The sequence below is a fragment of the Streptomyces sp. NPDC020681 genome (genome assembly GCF_044334895.1).
Taxonomy (GTDB): Bacteria; Actinomycetota; Actinomycetes; order Streptomycetales; family Streptomycetaceae; genus Streptomyces.
The window spans coordinates 1-16,737 of the sequence record NZ_JBIRTX010000047.1 but is presented as its reverse complement, the minus strand read 5'-3'; the positions used below and the strand labels follow the sequence as shown (position 1 = coordinate 16,737).

Genomic DNA, 16,737 nt, shown 5'->3' with positions numbered 1-16,737 from the left:
TGGGTAGGCGATGGCACCAAGGCCGATCAGGTGTCGCGCCAGTTCGGAGTGGTTTCGCGGGTGAGGCGGCGGTGGTGCATGAGCCAGCCGAAGGTGCGCTCGACGACCCAGCGCCGCGGGATGACCTTGAAGCCCTTCTCTCCTGAGTCGCGGCGGACGACTTCGACGTCGATACCGAGGCCAGCGCCGTGGTCGATGGCCTTGGTGCGGTAGCCGCTATCGGCCCAGGCCTTGGTCACGCGCGGGTGAGCCTTCGCGATCGGTGAGAGCACCTGGATGCCGCCGGCGTTGTCGGAGACGCTCGCGGCCGTGACCAGCACGGCCAGGAGGAGGCCGAGGGTGTCGACGCCGATGTGGCGCTTGCGGCCCGCGATCTTCCTGCCCGCGTCGATGCCCTGGCCGGCGGCAGGAACGTTGGCGGAGGTCTTGATGCTCTGGGCGTCCAGCACGCACGCGCTTGGCTCGCCACCCCGACCCTCCGCTTCCCGGATCAGCCGCCGCAGCACCCCATTGAGCTGGTCAAACACGCCGTCCTTCTGCCACGCGGCGAAGTACCCGAAAACCGTCTCCCACGACGCGAAGTCGTGCGGCAGGTACCTCTACGGGATGCCGGTGCGATCGACGTAGAGGACCGCATCCATGATCCGCCGCAAGTCATGCTCGGGCGGCCTGCCTATGTCCAGACCCTTCCCCCGCCGCTCGGCCCGCCAGGCCGACAGAATGGGCTCCATCAACTCCCATCGGGCATCGGACAGGTCACTCGGATACGGCCGCTGTCGGGACATGTTTCGTTAGTACCGCCGACGCCCCGTCGACTACAGGGCGCAAACAGGGGTGAGCGGGGGCGCCTTGGGATCAGACAGGAGCGAAGGGGGCCAAACGGAACTCCCCTTGTCGTCACCAGCCCCAGACAGCACGGCAGTCGCCGAAGCCTCAACTGTCCCAGTTATGTCGGCCACCCAGACCGCCACCAAACCCATCTGTCAGGACAAAACGCTCTTTCAGTGAGAGTTTTCGAAGGCGCGGAAGGTCGGCGTCCGCGATCCCGGTCGTGGCGGTGTGGTGCACGCTGCAGCAGCCGGGCATCCTCATGGCACGCTTGGATCTCATACGAGTTGCCGTCGTCGTCGAACGCCCTGAGATCGACGGAGCCGACCGGCGCTCGGTGGGTGACGTCCTGATGACGATCTGCGCCTTCTGCCATGCCGGTCAGTGGGCCGCGGAGGCGCCTCCGTCGAACCAGAGGGTCGAGCCGGTGATGTAGGACGCGTCGTCGCTGAGCAGGAAGCAGATGGCGGCGGCCACCTCCTCAGGCTGGGCAAGCCTTTTGATGAGCTGGGTGTGTGCGACGGCGGCCTCGAGCAGGCGTTCGCCCTCCGCTCCGGGCGGCATGATGCTTCGCGGCATGGCCGTGTCCACGGCGCCGGGGCCGATACCGCAGACACGGATCCCGCGCTCGGCGAGCTCTGCGGCGAACGCCCTGCTGAGATAGGCGTTCGCCGCCTTGCTGGCACCGTACGCGGCAAGGCTGGGACTCGCGCTGCGGGCGGTGCTGGAGCTGACGTTCACGATCACCCCGCCGTCGGTGAGCCGGGGCGCTACGGCCTGCGACATCACCAGCATCCCGCCCAAGTTCACCCTGAACACCCGCTCCAAGTCGGCGAGTTCGACCTCCATCAAGGGCTTGGCCATGATGACGCCGGCCACGTTGACGAGGGCGTGAAAGTCGCCTCCCCAGGCATCGGCGCAGCGCGTGATCACCTCCACGGCGGCGCCGTGTTCGGTGCAGTCCAGGGCCTCGCCCACGACCTGGACGGCCGGGCTCTCGGCCTGGATCAGCCTGACGGTCTCCTTCAGTCCGTCGGCGTTCACGTCGGTGCACAGGACTGAGGCGCCCTTCGCGGCGACCAACTGTGCGGTCGCGCGGCCGATCCCTCCGCCCGCGCCAGTGATGACGACGCTTTTGCCGTCAAGAGTGTGAGACATGGAAGACTCCTGTCTGGCTGTGTCCATCAGCCGAGTCGGTGTGCGCGGACGGGGCCGCTCCCGGCCCGGTCCGCCGAAGGTTCGGTTCGGGGAGCCTCAGGGCCCGATCACCCGGCTCGCGTGCAGCGTGTCGTGGTACTCCTTGGCGGTGACGATCGTGCCGTCGCAGACCACGATCAGGAAGTGGAACTGATTCGCGTATGGCACGCCGCTCCGCGTGGGGCCGGCCGACCTCGACCTCGGCTGCCACCCGTTCGCCCTGGGCGGTGATCCCGACGGCCTTCGCCGGCAAGGGAGCCGTGAGCGCGGGCGCGATCTTCTCGGCCAGCACAGTCTGGACGCCCTTGCGGTCGTATGTGCCTCCGATGGACCACTCCCGGCCCGCGATCCAGAAGTTCACATCCGGGGCGACACGCTTGAAGGTGCGCTCGTACTTGCCGTCGCCGAGGTCCGCGAAGAACCCGAGAACGACATCGGTGGGGGTTTCGGACATAGGAGCCTCCTTGGCGCATGCCATCCGAGTCGCGTTCGGGCCGGGGCAGCTCGTCCAGGTCGAGGGTGAAGGTGCGTGGCAGAGTCGCTGGGCCCCGTCGTCAGCGCCTGACCCGCCGCGGGGTCTGTACAGCCAGTGGCTCCGGTGCGGCTGCATCGTGCACGCGGACGCTCGGTTCATGTGGAGTAGCGGACAGGGGGGCCAAGGTGTGCCAAAGCCAGCAGGACGAAGATGTCCGGCAGGACTGGGACGCTGTAGCGCAACGGCCTGGGAGCTGCCTGGTCCGACACCGAAGCGTATCCCCCGTCGGGCTGCTGCTTGGTGAGGAGATAGCGGACGCCATTGTGTACAACCGCAGAGTCGCGGTGCTCGGCTGCGAGCGCGCTTAGGCTGTAAGCGGTGCTCATAGGATCACTATCTTCGCCCGGGGTCTGACCCCAGCCGCCGTCCGGATTGGCCGTGGTCAGGAGCCTGGTGTGGATCGCGTCGATCGCCGGTGTCAGACGGCCTTGGTGAGCCGCAGAACTTCGTCGCCGTGCGAGGCGCAGCGTGTGCAGCGCCCTGAACATGGCGTTGGATTCGCTGAGGCTCCAGCTGCGTTCGAAAGTTCCGTCCGGGTGCTGGGCATCGAGTAGATAGCCGATCGCGCGGTCGAACTGGTCGCGGTGTGCTCGGATATAGGGGATGAGGGCCGCGGCTGTGTTAGCGGTCATGGTGGGTTCGCCGGGCTGGCCCGGGAGGAAGGTCGGCACGCCGCCGTCCGGCCGCATGTACGAACAGAGATACCGGCGTGCTCCCGCGATCTGGTCGCGATACCGGTTCGGTTCCACGGCCTGCAGGAAAGCCAGCACTTGGGTGGTGGTGTCTACATCGGTCTGCTCGACGTGCTCGGCATTGGCCCAGCCGCCTTCGAGGGACTGCAGTGTGGCCACGTAATCGGCCATTTCTGTCAGTATGGAGCGTGGCGCTCGCGCTCGGGCCAGCGCCAGCCCTGCGGTCGCGGTCGTGAAAACTTCCTCGCGGACGATGAAGGGCAGGCCGCCGTCGGGGTTCATAGCATCCAGGAACGGGCCGACGCCCTCCCGGACAAGCGAGTGGCCGGGCAACACCCGACTGATGGCCAGAAATGCGAACAAATGTGAGAACGTCTGCTGCTCGTAGATCCCGTGACGGCACGCATGCTCGGTCATTCGCAACAGCCTGCTCGTCAGTTCGGGAGCAACTGGTTCCGGAGTGTTGAGGTGATGGATTGCCACCATGCGCAGCTGGGTCCACGTCGCCTCCCCGCGGTGATTGAAGGCATATGAGGGCGCGTCAACATGGAAGGTCTTCGGACCAACCACCGTCAGGATCGCGGACAGGGCAAGCCTCTTGCGGGCTGAGGAGTGCTGGGCGATGCCTTTGAACACCTGCTCAATGAGGCGGTCCGGCTGCGGAACGCTGACGCCGTGCAGCGTGGCGTTGATGACTGCGGTGTCGAAGGCGTCGGCCAAGGGGGCACGGCTTTCAAGGTAACCACGCAGGGCATGCTGAGCGGACGGGTGGGCTCTCTCCCGCCGTAGCAAGGTGAGTAGCAGCGCGGACTCGGTGACGCGGCTCTCCGGGACGCACCGGATCGCGCCGTCGGGGCCGACATGACTCAGGAGATGGCCAGTCAGACGGCGGGTCGCCATGGACAGGCCGCGCGGGGGGCGACTGCTCCGGGGAACATCCGGCGCGATGACGGGGCCTGTCGTGTGGTTGCGCAGGACTCCCAGGATGCTGTGCCGATCAGCGAGTGGCCAGGAGTGATCATGTGCCAGGGCGCGCAAGCGCGGTGAGGCTTCGAAGCAGATGCCGTGTCTGGCCCGGTGGAACAGCTGAACATCTCCCAGGGAGTTGCCGATAGCGATCGATTGTGACCACGTGATCGGAGCACCGGCGAGCTCCTCAGCCGCCCGGTCCTTGGCATCGATGTCCACGGAGGCGACCCGGCCGGTGTACAGGCCCTCCTCCTCCTCGAAACGGCTGCCTCGGAAATGATCGACAGCGAGATCAGCCGCCAGATGCGCGACCGCAGCCTGCGGGCCACCTGAGATGAGCATGGTGACGAAGCCGTTGCTTTTCAGTGCGGCGATCAGCGGTAGCACAAAGCCGAAAAGGTCCTTACGGCGCTCCTGCCACACTTCGGCAGCGACCTCCTCGACAATCCTGCGGGGGACGTCGGTGAGCAGTTCGCCGAAGAGCCGGGTGGCGTCCAGCCTTCCTGCAGGGTCCTCGGGATCACCTCCCGCAACGGCGGAGTGCAGCCGCGCGTAGCGATCGGCGGGAACCAGCCCCGCGTCCCGTAGCCGTCGGGGCAATGGGCCCGCCAGGCTCCCGGGCAGCAGGGTTCCGTCGACATCCATCACGGCAACCTTCATGCTCCGTTCCCTTCTTCACTGCAGAAGACCCGGTCCAGGAAGGCATTGGCCAAGCCCCGGTGCGGGTCCAGGCCGGTCAGCCTGCGGGCTGCCCAGTGCCACCCGACGCCGAAGAATCGGGGGACGGCCGCTGTAAGGGCGACGTCCAAGACCCTCTGGACCACCGGCCGGGCCACAGTGTCATCGGTGTGCGTCGCCATGGGCTCCCCCTCTGGTTCGGACCCACAGGGCGTTGCGCGCCCGGAACGGGAAGACCGGTTGGTAGGTCTGATCGCCCTTGCCGGGGACAAGTTGCAGCGTGGGATAGGCCGCGATGAGCTCTTCCAGCGCGACGCGCAACTCCAGGCCTGCCAGAGCGGCTCCGACACAGTAGTGCGTGCCGCGACCGAAGCCCAGATGGGGAGGGCTGTGCGGGCGCCCTGGTAGCACGTTGTCCGGCTCCTCGAACACGGACTCGTCGCGGTTGCCCGATCCGTACAACAGCAGAACACGATCGCCTGCCCGCACCAGCGTGTTGCCAACCGTGGTGTCGGTCAGGGCGGTGCGATACATGCCGGTGATCGGACAGTCGTAGCGAAGGGCCTCCTTCACCAGGGCGGCCGGCGGCACCTCGCCCGAGACGAGGGTGCGCCAACGCCTGGGGTCTCTGGCTGCAAGGTCAACCGTGGTGGCCAGCGCTTCGGCAGCTGTCCGGTAGCCTGCGGTGATCAGGGTTGGGATGTGCGCCCGTACCTGGGCAGCGGTCATCGGATTTGCGCGGAAGTTCCCCGCCAGCAGGCGGCTGATCGCGTCATCCCCGGGCTCCGCAAGCCGACGCGCGACCAACTCATCGGCGAAACGTCCGTACTCCAGCAGCCCCTCAGCGCACAATTCCAGCTCGTCGGCGTCCGTGCCCGCCGGTGCTGTCATCAGCCGTACGCGCTGTTCGGTCCAAGTGTGGAACCGCTGGGGGTCCTCACCCTCGATCCCCAGGGCGGTCAGGATCACGGCCAAGGCGTAGGGAAGACAAAAGGCGGTGAGGAGCTCCGAGTCTCCGGCGGTGTTCAACCTGGGCAGCAGATCTCGCGCGAGAGACCGGATTTGAGGTTCGAGCGATGCCACGGCCTCGGGCGAGAACACGGTGCCGACAGACGTCCGGACTCCGTCGTGCTCGGGCGGGTCGAGCGACCCCAGAGGCAGTGCGTCTTTACCTCGCCACGCGGCCATGACCTGTTTCGTGCGCTCCGTGAGATGCGCGGTCGGCCGGGGGTTGTGTTCACGCACAGAGAAGTCCGACCGATTCGTCAGAACCAAAACGATGTCGTGGTAACGCGTCACGCACCACGCGCCAATTCGGTGAGAGTAGAATATTGGACAGCTGCGGCGTGCCTCCTTGAACGTCGTGAAAGGATCGTCGCGGTGGATGTCGAACGGGTCAAAATCCCTGAGGTGATTTGTGCACTCTGACTTCTCTGCGAAATCTCTCATTTCTCTCCCCAGAGCGAAGCCGAAAGCGCTTCGCCATCGCCCTTCTGTAATAAGTCATGCGACCACCTCCCTATCGGGGCGGCGAAAGTCAAATCAGGCAACGCGTGTCGCAGGTCCCGGCCAGTGGTGCGTTCGGTCGCGCCCTGTTCGCCTGCAGTGATCGGCGCTTCTTAATGTGTGGATTGCGCGGACTCCAACTACAGGGAGGCAGCAATTCCGCCAAGGCGAACGGCTTTGAAGGTTGGGCCCCTGCGTTACTGGGGCGCTCATTGCTCGCCTCCGCTGCGACCACGGGTTGCATCCTGGGTAAGCTGTAGGGCTTCGTCGAGGAGCGTCTCGACAATCTTGGCTTCGGAGACGGTGGTGATGACCTGTCCTTTGCGGAAGATTTGGCCCTTGCCGTTGCCGCAGGAGACCCCGAGGTCGGCTTCTTTGGATTCGCCGGGGCCGTTGACCACGCAGCCCATGACCGCGATCCGCAGCGGGTGGGGGAAGCCGGCAAAGGCGGCCTCCACCTGAGCGGCGAGACGGTGGATGTCGACCTGGAGGCGGCCGCAGCCGGGACAGGAGACGATCTCCAGTTTGCGGGGCCGCAGTCTCAGGGATTGCAGGATGTGGTTGCCGGCCTTGACCTGCTCGATGGGGGGTGCGGACAGGGAGACGCGGATGGTGTCGCCGATTCCCTCTGACAGGAGGATGCCGAGGGCGACGGCGGATTTGATGGCTCCTTGGAAGGCGGGGCCGGCTTCGGTGACGCCGAGGTGGAGGGGGTAGTCGCAGCGTTCAGCCAGTTGCTGGTTCGCGGCGATCATCGTGCGTGGGTCGTGGTGCTTGACGGCGATCTTGAGGTTCTGGAATCCGTGTTCCTCGAAGAGGGAGCACTCCCACAGCGCGGATTCGACGAGCGCCTCGGGGGTGGCGCCGCCGTGCTTGTGCAGGAGGCGTTGGTCGAGGGAACCGGCGTTGACGCCGATCCGGATCGGTACGTCGGCCGCCGAGGCGGCTTTGGCGATGTCGCCGACGCGGTCGTCGAATTTCTTGATGTTGCCGGGGTTGACGCGGACGGCGGCGCAGCCGGCGTCGATCGCTTGGAAGACGTAGCGGGGCTGGAAGTGGATGTCGGCGATCACCGGGATCGGTGACCGGGCGGCGATCTTCGGCAGGGCTTCGGCGTCGTCGGCGGATGGCACGGCGACGCGGATGATGTCGCAGCCGGCGGCGGTGACTTCGGCGATCTGCTGCAGGGTGGCGTCTACGTCGGCGGTCACCGTGGTGGTCATCGTCTGTACGGAGATCGGTGCGCCGCCGCCGATTGGGACATCGCCGACGTGGATCTGTCGTGTGCGGCGGCGCACCGGGACCTGGGGTGGCAGGGTGGGCAGGCCGAGGTCGATGGCGGCCATGGCTTATGCCTCCTGCAACTGGTGGGGGTGGTCTGCGCGGGCGTGCAGGACCGTTTGGACGATGCCGCTGGGGGTGAGCCCGGCTGCGGTGAGGAGGTCGTTGCGGGTGCCGTGGGGGAGGAAGCGGCCGGGCAGGCCGATGACGTGTACGGGGACATGGGCCCTGGTGTCGGTGACCGCGCGGGCGATGGCGGTGCCGGCGCCGCCTGCTTGGATGTTGTCTTCGAGGGTGACCACCAAGCGGTGTCGGGCGGCGAGACGGGTCAGGTCGGGCGAGACGGGCAGGACCCAGCGAGGGTCGGTGACGGTGACGCCGATGCCCTGTTTGGCCAGGCAGGAGGCGGCTTCCACGGCGGGGGCGGCAAGCGGTCCGATGGCGACGAGCAGGACGTCGCGGATACCGGAGGCGTACAGGATGTCAACGTTGCCCTGGCGGTCCATAGCCTCGATGTGGTCCGACGCGGTGGCCTTGGGGAAGCGCAGCGCGGTCGGGCCTCCGGTGTGGGTGACGGCCTCGGCGAGCAGGTCGCGCAGCCGTGCGGCGTCGCGGGGGGCGGCCACGCGCATGCCGGGAACTGCGCCAAGGAGGGTCAGGTCCCACATGCCGTGGTGCGATGGCCCGTCGGGTCCGGTGATGCCGGCTCGGTCCAGGACGAAGGTGACCGGAAGCTGGTGCAGCGCTACGTCCATCAGCACTTGGTCAAAGCAACGGCCCAGGAATGTGGCGTAGAGGGCGACGACCGGGTGCAGGCCGCCCATGGCGAGCCCGGCGGCGGAGGCGACCGCGTGCTGCTCGGCGATGCCGACGTCGAAGAAACGGTCGGGGAAGCACTCGGCGAAGCGGGCCAACCCTGTGGGGCCGGGCATCGCAGCGGTGATCGCCACCAATTTCTCGTGCCGCACCCCCAGTTCACAGAGCTCTTCGGCGAAGACATGCGTCCACGAGGGCTTGCTACTCTTCGCGCGCGGCGTGCCGGTTGCCGGGTTGAGAGGGCCGACGGCGTGCATGCACTCGGCCTGGTCGGCGAGGGCAGGTGGGTAGCCCTTGCCTTTGACGGTGACTACGTGCACCACGACGGGCAGGCGCATGTCGCGGGCGGTGTTGAGCGCTTCCTCGACGGAGGGCAGGTGGTGGCCGTCGACGGGGCCCAGGTAGGCGAAGCCGAGGAACTCGAACAGGCTGCGGGTCGCCGGCAGGGGCCCGATCACCCCGTGGCTGTCCTGGAGGGGAGCTGTCGGCCAGTCGAGGTTGTTGAGGGTTTCGGTGCGCAGCTGCTGGAGGTGGTTGGCGAGAGCGCCGATGGTGGGGGCGTAGGAGCGTTCGTTGTCGTTGAGGACCACGATCACCGGGCGGTCAGGGGCGCTGCCCAGGTTGTTGAGGGCTTCGAAGGCCATGCCGCCGGTCATGGCGCCGTCGCCGATGACCGCTACCACGGCCCGGTCTTGTTCGCCGGTCAGCTGCCGGGCTTTGGCCAGGCCGTCGGCGTGGGCGAGCGCGGTGGAGGCGTGGCTGTTCTCGAAGTGGTCGTGCTCGGACTCGGCCCGGCAGGGGTAGCCGGACAGCCCGCCGGCCTGCCTGAGCTGGTCGAAGCCGACCGCACGGCCGGTGAGGATCTTGTGGACGTACGCCTGGTGGCCGGTGTCGAACAACAGGGTGTCGTGGGGGGAGTCGAAGACCCGGTGGAGGGCCAACGTCAGCTCCACCACGCCGAGGTTCGGGCCAAGGTGCCCGCCGGTGCCGGTGACCTTCTCGATCAGGAAGGCACGGATCTGCGCGGCCACGTCCATCAGGGCCTCTTCGGGTAGGGCACGCAGAGCTTTGGGGCTGACGGCATCGAGGATCAGAGAACACTCCGTGGAGCGGTCGGTGGTGGGAACGCTCATGATCGGCTCCTCGCGGCGGCAGGCGGGGCGAAGTAGATGTCCTCGGTCGTGGTGGTGTGCTCGGTGACGGAGAGTGGACCCAGGCCCGCGAGGGTGGAGATGGCCTCATCGACGAGGACGGGCGGGGCCGAAGCGCCGGCGGTCAGGGCGATAGTGGTGGCTTTCTCCAGCCAGAACGGTTGGATGCGAGAAGCGTCTTCGATGAGATGTGCCTGAGTGCCGGCGCGCTGGGCAAGTTCCACCAGGCGCTGCGAGTTGGAGGAATTCGTCGAGCCGAGCACCAGGACCAGGTCGGCTCGGGCGGCGATGGACTCAAGGGCCTGCTGGCGGTTGGTGGTGGCGTAGCAGATATCGTTAGCGCCGGGTCCGCGGGCCTGGGGAAAGCGCTTCTTGAGAGCGGTGATGGTTTCACGGGTCTCATCGACGGCCAGGGTGGTCTGTGTGAGGTAGGTGACCCGGGACGGATCTGATACGTCGAGCGCGGCGATATCCGCTGGGGATTCGGCCACGACCGTGACCTCGGGCGCCTCACCCAGCGTGCCCTCGATCTCCTCGTGTCCGGCGTGCCCGATTAGGACGATGGTGTTGCCACGCGCGGCAAATCGGCGGGCCTCGGAGTGTACCTTTGTCACCAGCGGGCAAGTCGCGTCGACCACATCGAGCCCGCGGCGGGCTGCCTCCACCCGTACAGCCGGGGATACGCCGTGCGCGGAGAACACCACCGTTGCCCCGTCCGGCACCTGGTCGAGCTCGTCGACGAAGACTGCACCCCGCCGGGCCAGGTCGTCCACCACGTGCGTGTTGTGGACGATCTGCTTGCGGACATACACCCCGGTGGCACACTGCTCAAGGAGCCGCTCGACAACATCGATGGCGCGTTCCACACCCGCGCAGAACGAGCGGGGTGAGGCCAGTAGCAGGGTGCGCGGACGCAGCGTGCGAGCCCAGGTGTCCACCGTCGCGCGGGCGGTGTGCCCCACGCCGCTGGAGCAGTAGCCGATAGCGAGCCCCACACGCCACGCACCGTCGGCAGGCATTTCGGCCACCGCTGCCTCAAGACCGTCTGGGGCGGGCTCGGACAGCAGCCGCATGGGACCGGTCCGGGTGGTGCGTCCGCCACGGGTGACCGTCCCGGCCAACAACCCTGCTGCCGGGCACGGCACCCTCCGGCCGTCGGGATACTCAAGTTCGCTGGCTACCAGTACGTCGTCGCAGCCAAGGGCGGGCTCGGACGTGGTGGCGGACCACAGTCGTACGGGTGAACCAGTCATATCATTGCCCCTTCAGCCGCTGCGGTGGGTCATCAGATGAGCCAGAGCCGTCAAATCACGCAGCGCTGCAGGCACAGGATCGGCGGCGGTCAGCGCGGCGAAGGCGCACTGCAGCTCCCGCTCGATCGCCCGCTGCGCCGCTTGCCGCCCACCCGCCTGCTCCACGAGGCCGATCCCTTCCTCAACGAGCACGTCGTCCAAGAGCCCGGGCCGGGCATAGAGAGCGCCCAGGCGCTCGCCAGCAGCGGTGGAGGAGGCCAGGGCCGCCAACACGGGATAGGTCTTCTTGCGCGCTGCCAGATCACTGCCAACGGGCTTGCCCGTCGCTTCTGCCGTACCGAAAAGACCGAGCAGATCGTCCATGATCTGGAACGCCACTCCTAGATGACGGCCGAAGCGGTCCAGGTATCGCATGCGCGCCTCGCCCGCTCCCCCGGCCAGTGCCCCCAGCGCACAGGCGGCCCCCATCAGCGCCCCGGTCTTGTCCACGGCCATGGCGGTGTACTCAGCCACCGTTACATCCGTTCGCTGCTCGAAGGCCGTGTCCATGGCCTCCCCCTCGACCAGCTCCAGCACGCAAGAAGCCAGGACACCCACCGCACGCCCCGCCTCGCCTCCCGGCGCGTCTGCCAGTACCTTCAGTGCCAGTGTCAGCAGCGCATCCCCGCTCAGCAGCGCCGCCGGGATACCGAACGCCGCCCACACCGCAGGCCGGTGCCGACGCAGCTCGTCACGGTCGATGACATCGTCATGGATCAGTGAGAAGTTGTGCACCAGCTCGATGGCCACCGCCGCATCGACCGCGTCCCGTGCCTGGGCTCCCACCGCCCGAGCGCAGCCGAAGGCCAGCGCCGGACGAACCGCCTTGCCCGCACCCGGGCCGTCCACTGCCCGGCCCTCCGCGTCCAGCCAGCCCAGGTGATAGCCCGCCAGCCGCCCCATCTGGCCCGGCAGCTGACCCGACCAACCGTGCAGCGCAGGCACCATCAACTCCCGGGCCTGCTCCAGCAGAGCAGAACCACAGGCTTCAACATCCAACAGCGGCACGACGGAACACGGCACAGGGAAACCACCAACCAAATTACGAGGGCGGAGTAGAAGAGGGGCGCCAGGGCTAAGGCGTCAAGCCGATACGGCAGGCCATTCCTCGGCCGGGCGAACCCATTGAGCACCCGCCCGCGGGGCCTGTCAACCCTGAGTATTCAGCAGAATTGGGTGATCTGACGCCCCGGTAACAGAAAGGTGCCGCTGACCTGCAAGGATTCGAGTGACTAGTCCGTATCCGCTGCCAGAATCAGGGCACCAATGGGCAGATTCCGATGACCTTCCGGGTAAAACTCGGTGCCAAGTTCAGATTGTTCCGCACTCGCTACCTAGCCTTGCCCTTGAAATTCTTTCACATATGTTGCATGGAGGAGAGCATCGTGACCCGGTCAACGTTGCCCGAGTTCTTCATGCCGTTCGAGACCACTGGTCTCAATCCATGGCTCGACAGCACACAGCTGGAGATGTGGAGGTGGATCGACACGATTGGGCTGGCTCCCGACCCGCACTCTCGACGCCACGTGGAGCGCACCAATCCGGCTTTGCTGGCTGCCCGATTCTATCCAACGGCAGACCGCAACGTGATGCCGCTCCTCGCCGAGTTCTGCGCATGGGGCTTCATTGTCGATGACGAATTCGATGAAGGACCCTACGGGCGGAATGCCACGTTGTGCGGCAAGGCGATCAAAGACCTGTGCGCCGTGCTCGAGTTCGGCATGGGCGCACAGGCATCTCCCTTGGAAGTCGCCCTCGATGACCTGTGGAACCGCGCCGTACATCACAGATCACCGGGCTGGTGCCGACAGCTGGCAAACAACATCAGAGGGTGGCTTGTCACCTACCACCGAACGGCCCTTGAACGTGAGGCGGGCTTCCTGCCCGGTATCGAGGAGTTCAGGGAATACCGGCAGTTCGCTGTGGCCATGCACATGTTCATGGATCTGGCTGAGATCGTCGCCGGGGTCGACCTGCCTGACAGGGCCCGCTACTGCTCGTCGCTGCTCGACATGCGACGGGCTACTGCCGAACACGTTGCGCTCCTCAACGATGTCTTCTCCGCTCCCAAGGAGCGCGGCCACGAGTTCGCCTACAACCTTGTGCTGATGATGGAGGCAGTCCAAGAGTGCGGGGGTGAGGCCGCCATGGACCGGGCAAATGCAGTCGTCACTGGGGTCGTACACAACTTTCTGGATGCCCGGCAGCGCCTGCCGGACGAGCTCGCTGACGCCAACTGCGACAGGTCCGCCACCAGCGGCGCACTGCGGACCGCCGACGTTCTGAAGTCGCTGGTCCGCGGGAACTACGACTGGCACTTCGAAACTGAGCGCTATACACACCCAGAAGAACTGGGTACCGGTTATCCCGACTACGTCCCCAACCACTTCGCTCACAGGCCATGATGGAAGAACTGATCTCTTCCCTGCACACGCTCGTCTGCCGGCTCCCGCCACCGGGGCACGCGATGGAGAACGGGGATCCAATCCTCCCAGCAGCGTCAGCCAGCCACCCCAAGAGCCGACGAAGAATCATGGAGGACTCATGAATATGGATCGTCCAGCATGTGCGCCGGGGGCGCTCCCTCTGCTTGGTCACGCTCTGCCACTGCTGCGCAGCCCGTTGTCGTTCCTCTCATCACTGCCGGGCAGCGGTGATCTCGTCGAGGTCAGGCTGGGCCCCTGGCGGGCATACGTGGTCTGCAGCCCTGCGCTGACCCATCAAGTCTTGCTTGACGACCGCACCTTCGACAAAGGGGGGCCGCTCATCGACAAGGCGCGCGAAGCCCTTGGCGTCGGGGTCGGTACTTGTCCTCACGCTCAGCATCGCAGGCAACGGCGCCTGAACCAGCCCGCCTTCCAATCCACGCGCATGCCCGGTTATGTCGCAGAAATGACCAAGCAGATCAACGCAGTCACAGAATGCTGGCGTGAGGGGCAGACCATCAATGTGCTGGCGGCCTTGGAAGAGATGACCATCCGAATCCTGATCGCGACGATGTTTGCCGGCGCCAGACTCTCGGATACGGACCTCACCAAGATTCTCCATGACGTCCTGGACATATCCCGAGGTGTCTTCCGGCGCATGCTCATGCCACAGCTGCTGGCCCAGCTGCCTCTCCTGGGCAACCGCCGCTTTGAGGAGGCGCATACGCACCTTCGCCAAGTCGCCAGGAGCACTATCGAGCACTACCGCTCGAACGGCACCGATCGCGGTGATCTTGTGTCTGTACTAGTGGCAGCTCAAGACCCGGACGCACATGGCGACAGCATGCAGGGGAAGCTTTCCGACGACGAACTGACCGACACGGTCATCACCTACTTCTTTGCCGGGGCCGAGACGAGCGCCAGCCTCGTGGCGTGGGCCCTGCACTTGACGGCCAGCCATCCTGATGTCGAACGACAGCTGCATGCCGAGGTCGACACCGTCTTGGGTGACGCTCCCGCGACCTTCGACGACCTGCCCCGCCTGGAAGTGGCCAACCGCATCATCACCGAGACCCTGCGCTTCCGCCCACCCGCCTGGATCTTCACCCGCACCACCACACAAGAGACAGAACTTGGCGGACACCGTGTGCCTGCAGGAAGCACCGTCATCTACAGCCAGTACCTCGTTCAGCACCTGCCGGACGTCTACCACGACCCCGAGCATTTCAACCCCGACCGATGGCGCCACAACCACACCACCTCCATGCCTCACGGCGCCCTGGTGCCCTTCGCCGCCGGCGCCCGCAAATGCATCGGTGACACCTTCGCTACGACCGAAGCCACCTTGGCCATAGCGACCATCGCCACACGCTGGAAGATGGAGCCCGTGCCCGGCACACATGTCCGCCCAGGACGGGGCCTCGTGCTTCGCCCTGAAGGACTGCTCATGTCCCCAGTTCCCAGGACATCGCACGGGAGCGGCTAGCCTCGATCGTTCATGAGTCTCCGTTGGTTCGCTGAGGGGGACTCTGTGTTTGTGTGGTGTGGTCTTTTGGGCGCCGGGGCAGGCTGAGGGCCCGGCTGTCGCGTCGGGTGGGCGCCGGGTTCCACTGCCCGGTGTGGTGGTGCGGGTTGTTGGGACGGTCGAAGTGGTTGGTCAGCCGGGGTTCGGCAGGGCGTGGAGCCTGTCGATTGCGTCGGTGATGACGTCGGTCCAAGGCCATCTGGTGGGCAGCCGGAGCCAGCGGCGGCGGCCAGTGCTCACGAGTTGCGCGGCGGTGGAGAACAGCCGCTGGCGGAGCTTCTTGGGCTCCCCAGCGGCGGGGGTCGCCGGTCAGGGCGAGCAGCGGCATCCAGGCGAGGAGCTCGAGTGCAAGGGAGACGATCTCCAGCCAGATCTGGTTTCTGGGCGGTGTCGTGCAGGGCAGGTTGCGCAGGCCGGTGTCGCGGGCGTTTCGGATGCGGTCCTCGCAGCGGGCCCGTCTGCGGTGACGCAGTTCGAGGTCGGCGAGCTGACCGCCTTTCGTGTTGGTCGCGAAGCAGGTCAGCCGTAGCCCGTCGACGTCGGTGAAGTGCAACTGGGCGCCGGGGCGAGGCCGTTCCTTGCGGACGATCAGCCGCATGCCCTTGGGCCAGGTGCTTAGGTCGGGCATGTCGGTGATCTCCGCAACCCAGGCGCCGGGCCGCTCGGTGCCGCCCGCGTCGTAGGCCGGTGTCCATGCCTTCTTCGGGATCTTCAGCACGGTCTGGTGGATGGCGTCGGTGATCGTCATTCCGGCGGAATGCGACAGCCACCGGCCCAGCTTGGAGAGCCAGTCGAGGAAGCTGTGCGTGCCGCCGCCGGAGTCGGTCCGGAGCAGCGTCTGCCGTCCCCGCCGCAGGTGTTTTGGCAGTTGAGCCACGGCGAGTTGGGCGGTCGCTATGTGGTCGGCGGCGGTGTTGGAGCCCGCGTTGCCGGGCCGCAGCAGGGCGGCCACCGGTTCCCCGGACCCGGCCTGGCCGTGATCGACGAACGCGACGAGCGGATGATGACCGAAGGTCTTCTTCCAGGTCGCGGTGGCGTCCTGTTTCTCGGAGTGTGCGAGCACCAGCACGCCGTCGATGTCCACGATCACGCTGCCGTCGGCAGCCGGACTGCTTGCCCGGCCAACTCCCAGACACGCTGACGCACTTTGGAACGTGCGCTCCGGATCGCCGCAAGAGCCGTCGGGCCGGACGCGGCGAGCGCGTCGACGAGACGGGCGACCGTCGGATCGGACGCCACCAGGCCGCACACACCCGGCTCGGCCCGCAGCATGCCGACGTCGGTCAGACAGTCGCCGCCGAGGGCGACGGCCAGGGCCACATCCAGCAGGATCTTGCCGGGATCATGCACGGTACGCGGCTTGCACCACGATGCCAGTGCCGCCGATATCGCGTTGTCCAGGCTGGACTTGCGGACCGTCTCGATCAGCAGGATCGAGCCGGCCTGCGAGACCACCCCGCGGCCGCTGCCCTCGACACGGACAAGCTGGTAGGACCCACTGCTCTTCTTCACCTGGGAAGTGCCTCTTTCGCTACCACGTACAGGACCCTCAGTAAGTCCTATCGTTGCAGCTCAGAGGCACTTTCCGCTTTCCCGGCCGTCCGCTTCCGGCTTGCCGAGGAGCACGACATCCCTGTCGAGATCCGTACCGCTGACGTCTATTTCGGCCGGACCTTCGACGCGGAGTGGCTGAAGACTTCCGCGCCGCGTGCTGGGTGGCCACCCCGTCCGCGGGTGTCGATCATTGGCCGGTCGCCGTGCTAGGTGCTGCGGGCATCACGCGCAGCTTGCTTCTCGGCTTCTCGCGGGGCCTGTTCGCGAGCACGACTTCAGGCCCGGTC

Annotated in this window: 9 protein-coding genes and 2 pseudogenes; 2 read left to right on the top strand and 9 right to left on the bottom strand. The window is 66.6% G+C overall.

The window, feature by feature from the left end; translation table 11 throughout:
- Nucleotides 1-26: 26 nt before the first annotated feature.
- The 8 genes and pseudogenes from ACH4YL_RS39950 to ACH4YL_RS39915 form a co-directional block, all read right to left on the bottom strand.
- A pseudogene (locus ACH4YL_RS39950) lies at nt 27-785 on the bottom strand (IS5 family transposase).
- Nucleotides 786-1,209: 424 nt separating this feature from the next.
- Nucleotides 1,210-1,986: an SDR family NAD(P)-dependent oxidoreductase gene (locus ACH4YL_RS39945; protein WP_398512444.1), complete on the bottom strand. Its 777-nt coding sequence runs from the start codon at nt 1,984-1,986 to the stop codon at nt 1,210-1,212.
- 669 nt (nt 1,987-2,655) lie between these two features.
- Complete coding sequence (locus tag ACH4YL_RS39940) at nt 2,656-4,881, bottom strand: haloacid dehalogenase-like hydrolase (RefSeq protein ID WP_398512443.1); 2,226 nt, start codon at nt 4,879-4,881, stop codon at nt 2,656-2,658.
- Between the two features lie 180 nt (nt 4,882-5,061).
- A complete protein-coding gene (locus ACH4YL_RS39935; RefSeq protein WP_398512442.1) occupies nt 5,062-6,348 on the bottom strand; it encodes a cytochrome P450 in 1,287 nt (428 codons plus the stop codon).
- A gap of 266 nt (nt 6,349-6,614) precedes the next feature.
- Nucleotides 6,615-7,751, bottom strand: coding sequence for a flavodoxin-dependent (E)-4-hydroxy-3-methylbut-2-enyl-diphosphate synthase (gene ispG / locus ACH4YL_RS39930; protein ID WP_398512441.1), 1,137 nt, complete (start codon nt 7,749-7,751; stop codon nt 6,615-6,617).
- Nucleotides 7,752-7,754: 3 nt separating this feature from the next.
- On the bottom strand, nt 7,755-9,635 hold the full coding sequence (locus ACH4YL_RS39925) for a 1-deoxy-D-xylulose-5-phosphate synthase (RefSeq protein ID WP_398512440.1): 1,881 nt from the start codon (nt 9,633-9,635) through the stop codon (nt 7,755-7,757).
- Entirely contained in the window at nt 9,632-10,726 is a 1,095-nt protein-coding gene (gene ispH, locus ACH4YL_RS39920; RefSeq protein WP_398512439.1) for a 4-hydroxy-3-methylbut-2-enyl diphosphate reductase, read from the bottom strand. The genes ACH4YL_RS39925 and ispH overlap by 4 nt, the downstream gene beginning before the upstream one ends.
- Before the next feature lie 192 nt (nt 10,727-10,918).
- Nucleotides 10,919-11,953 carry a polyprenyl synthetase family protein gene (locus ACH4YL_RS39915; protein WP_398512438.1) on the bottom strand — a complete coding sequence of 345 codons (1,035 nt, stop codon included), beginning with the start codon at nt 11,951-11,953 and terminating at the stop codon, nt 10,919-10,921.
- 362 nt (nt 11,954-12,315) lie between these two features.
- Between ACH4YL_RS39915 and ACH4YL_RS39910 the strand changes: the two genes are divergently transcribed.
- Together ACH4YL_RS39910 and ACH4YL_RS39905 are read left to right on the top strand one after the other, a co-directional pair.
- Nucleotides 12,316-13,350 (top strand): terpene synthase family protein, encoded by a 1,035-nt coding sequence (locus ACH4YL_RS39910; RefSeq protein WP_398512437.1) that lies wholly within the window; start codon nt 12,316-12,318, stop codon nt 13,348-13,350.
- A gap of 139 nt (nt 13,351-13,489) precedes the next feature.
- Complete coding sequence (locus ACH4YL_RS39905; protein ID WP_398512436.1) at nt 13,490-14,857, top strand: cytochrome P450; 1,368 nt, start codon at nt 13,490-13,492, stop codon at nt 14,855-14,857.
- Between the two features lie 171 nt (nt 14,858-15,028).
- Here the strand turns inward: ACH4YL_RS39905 and ACH4YL_RS39900 are convergent.
- A pseudogene (locus ACH4YL_RS39900) lies at nt 15,029-16,408 on the bottom strand (IS1380 family transposase).
- Nucleotides 16,409-16,737: the final 329 nt, after the last annotated feature.

Excerpts from the sequence above, each read along its gene's own strand:
- ACH4YL_RS39910 (WP_398512437.1), top strand. The coding sequence starts at position 12,316 with ATGGAGGAGAGCATCGTGACCCGGTCAACGTTGCCCGAGTTCTTCATG.
- ispH (WP_398512439.1), bottom strand. The coding sequence starts at position 10,726 with ATGCGGCTGCTGTCCGAGCCCGCCCCAGACGGTCTTGAGGCAGCGGTG.
- ACH4YL_RS39945 (WP_398512444.1), bottom strand. The coding sequence starts at position 1,986 with ATGTCTCACACTCTTGACGGCAAAAGCGTCGTCATCACTGGCGCGGGC.
- ispG (WP_398512441.1), bottom strand. The coding sequence starts at position 7,751 with ATGGCCGCCATCGACCTCGGCCTGCCCACCCTGCCACCCCAGGTCCCG.
- ACH4YL_RS39905 (WP_398512436.1), top strand. The coding sequence starts at position 13,490 with ATGAATATGGATCGTCCAGCATGTGCGCCGGGGGCGCTCCCTCTGCTT.
- ACH4YL_RS39925 (WP_398512440.1), bottom strand. The coding sequence starts at position 9,635 with ATGAGCGTTCCCACCACCGACCGCTCCACGGAGTGTTCTCTGATCCTC.
- ACH4YL_RS39935 (WP_398512442.1), bottom strand. The coding sequence starts at position 6,348 with ATGAGAGATTTCGCAGAGAAGTCAGAGTGCACAAATCACCTCAGGGAT.
- ACH4YL_RS39940 (WP_398512443.1), bottom strand. The coding sequence starts at position 4,881 with ATGAAGGTTGCCGTGATGGATGTCGACGGAACCCTGCTGCCCGGGAGC.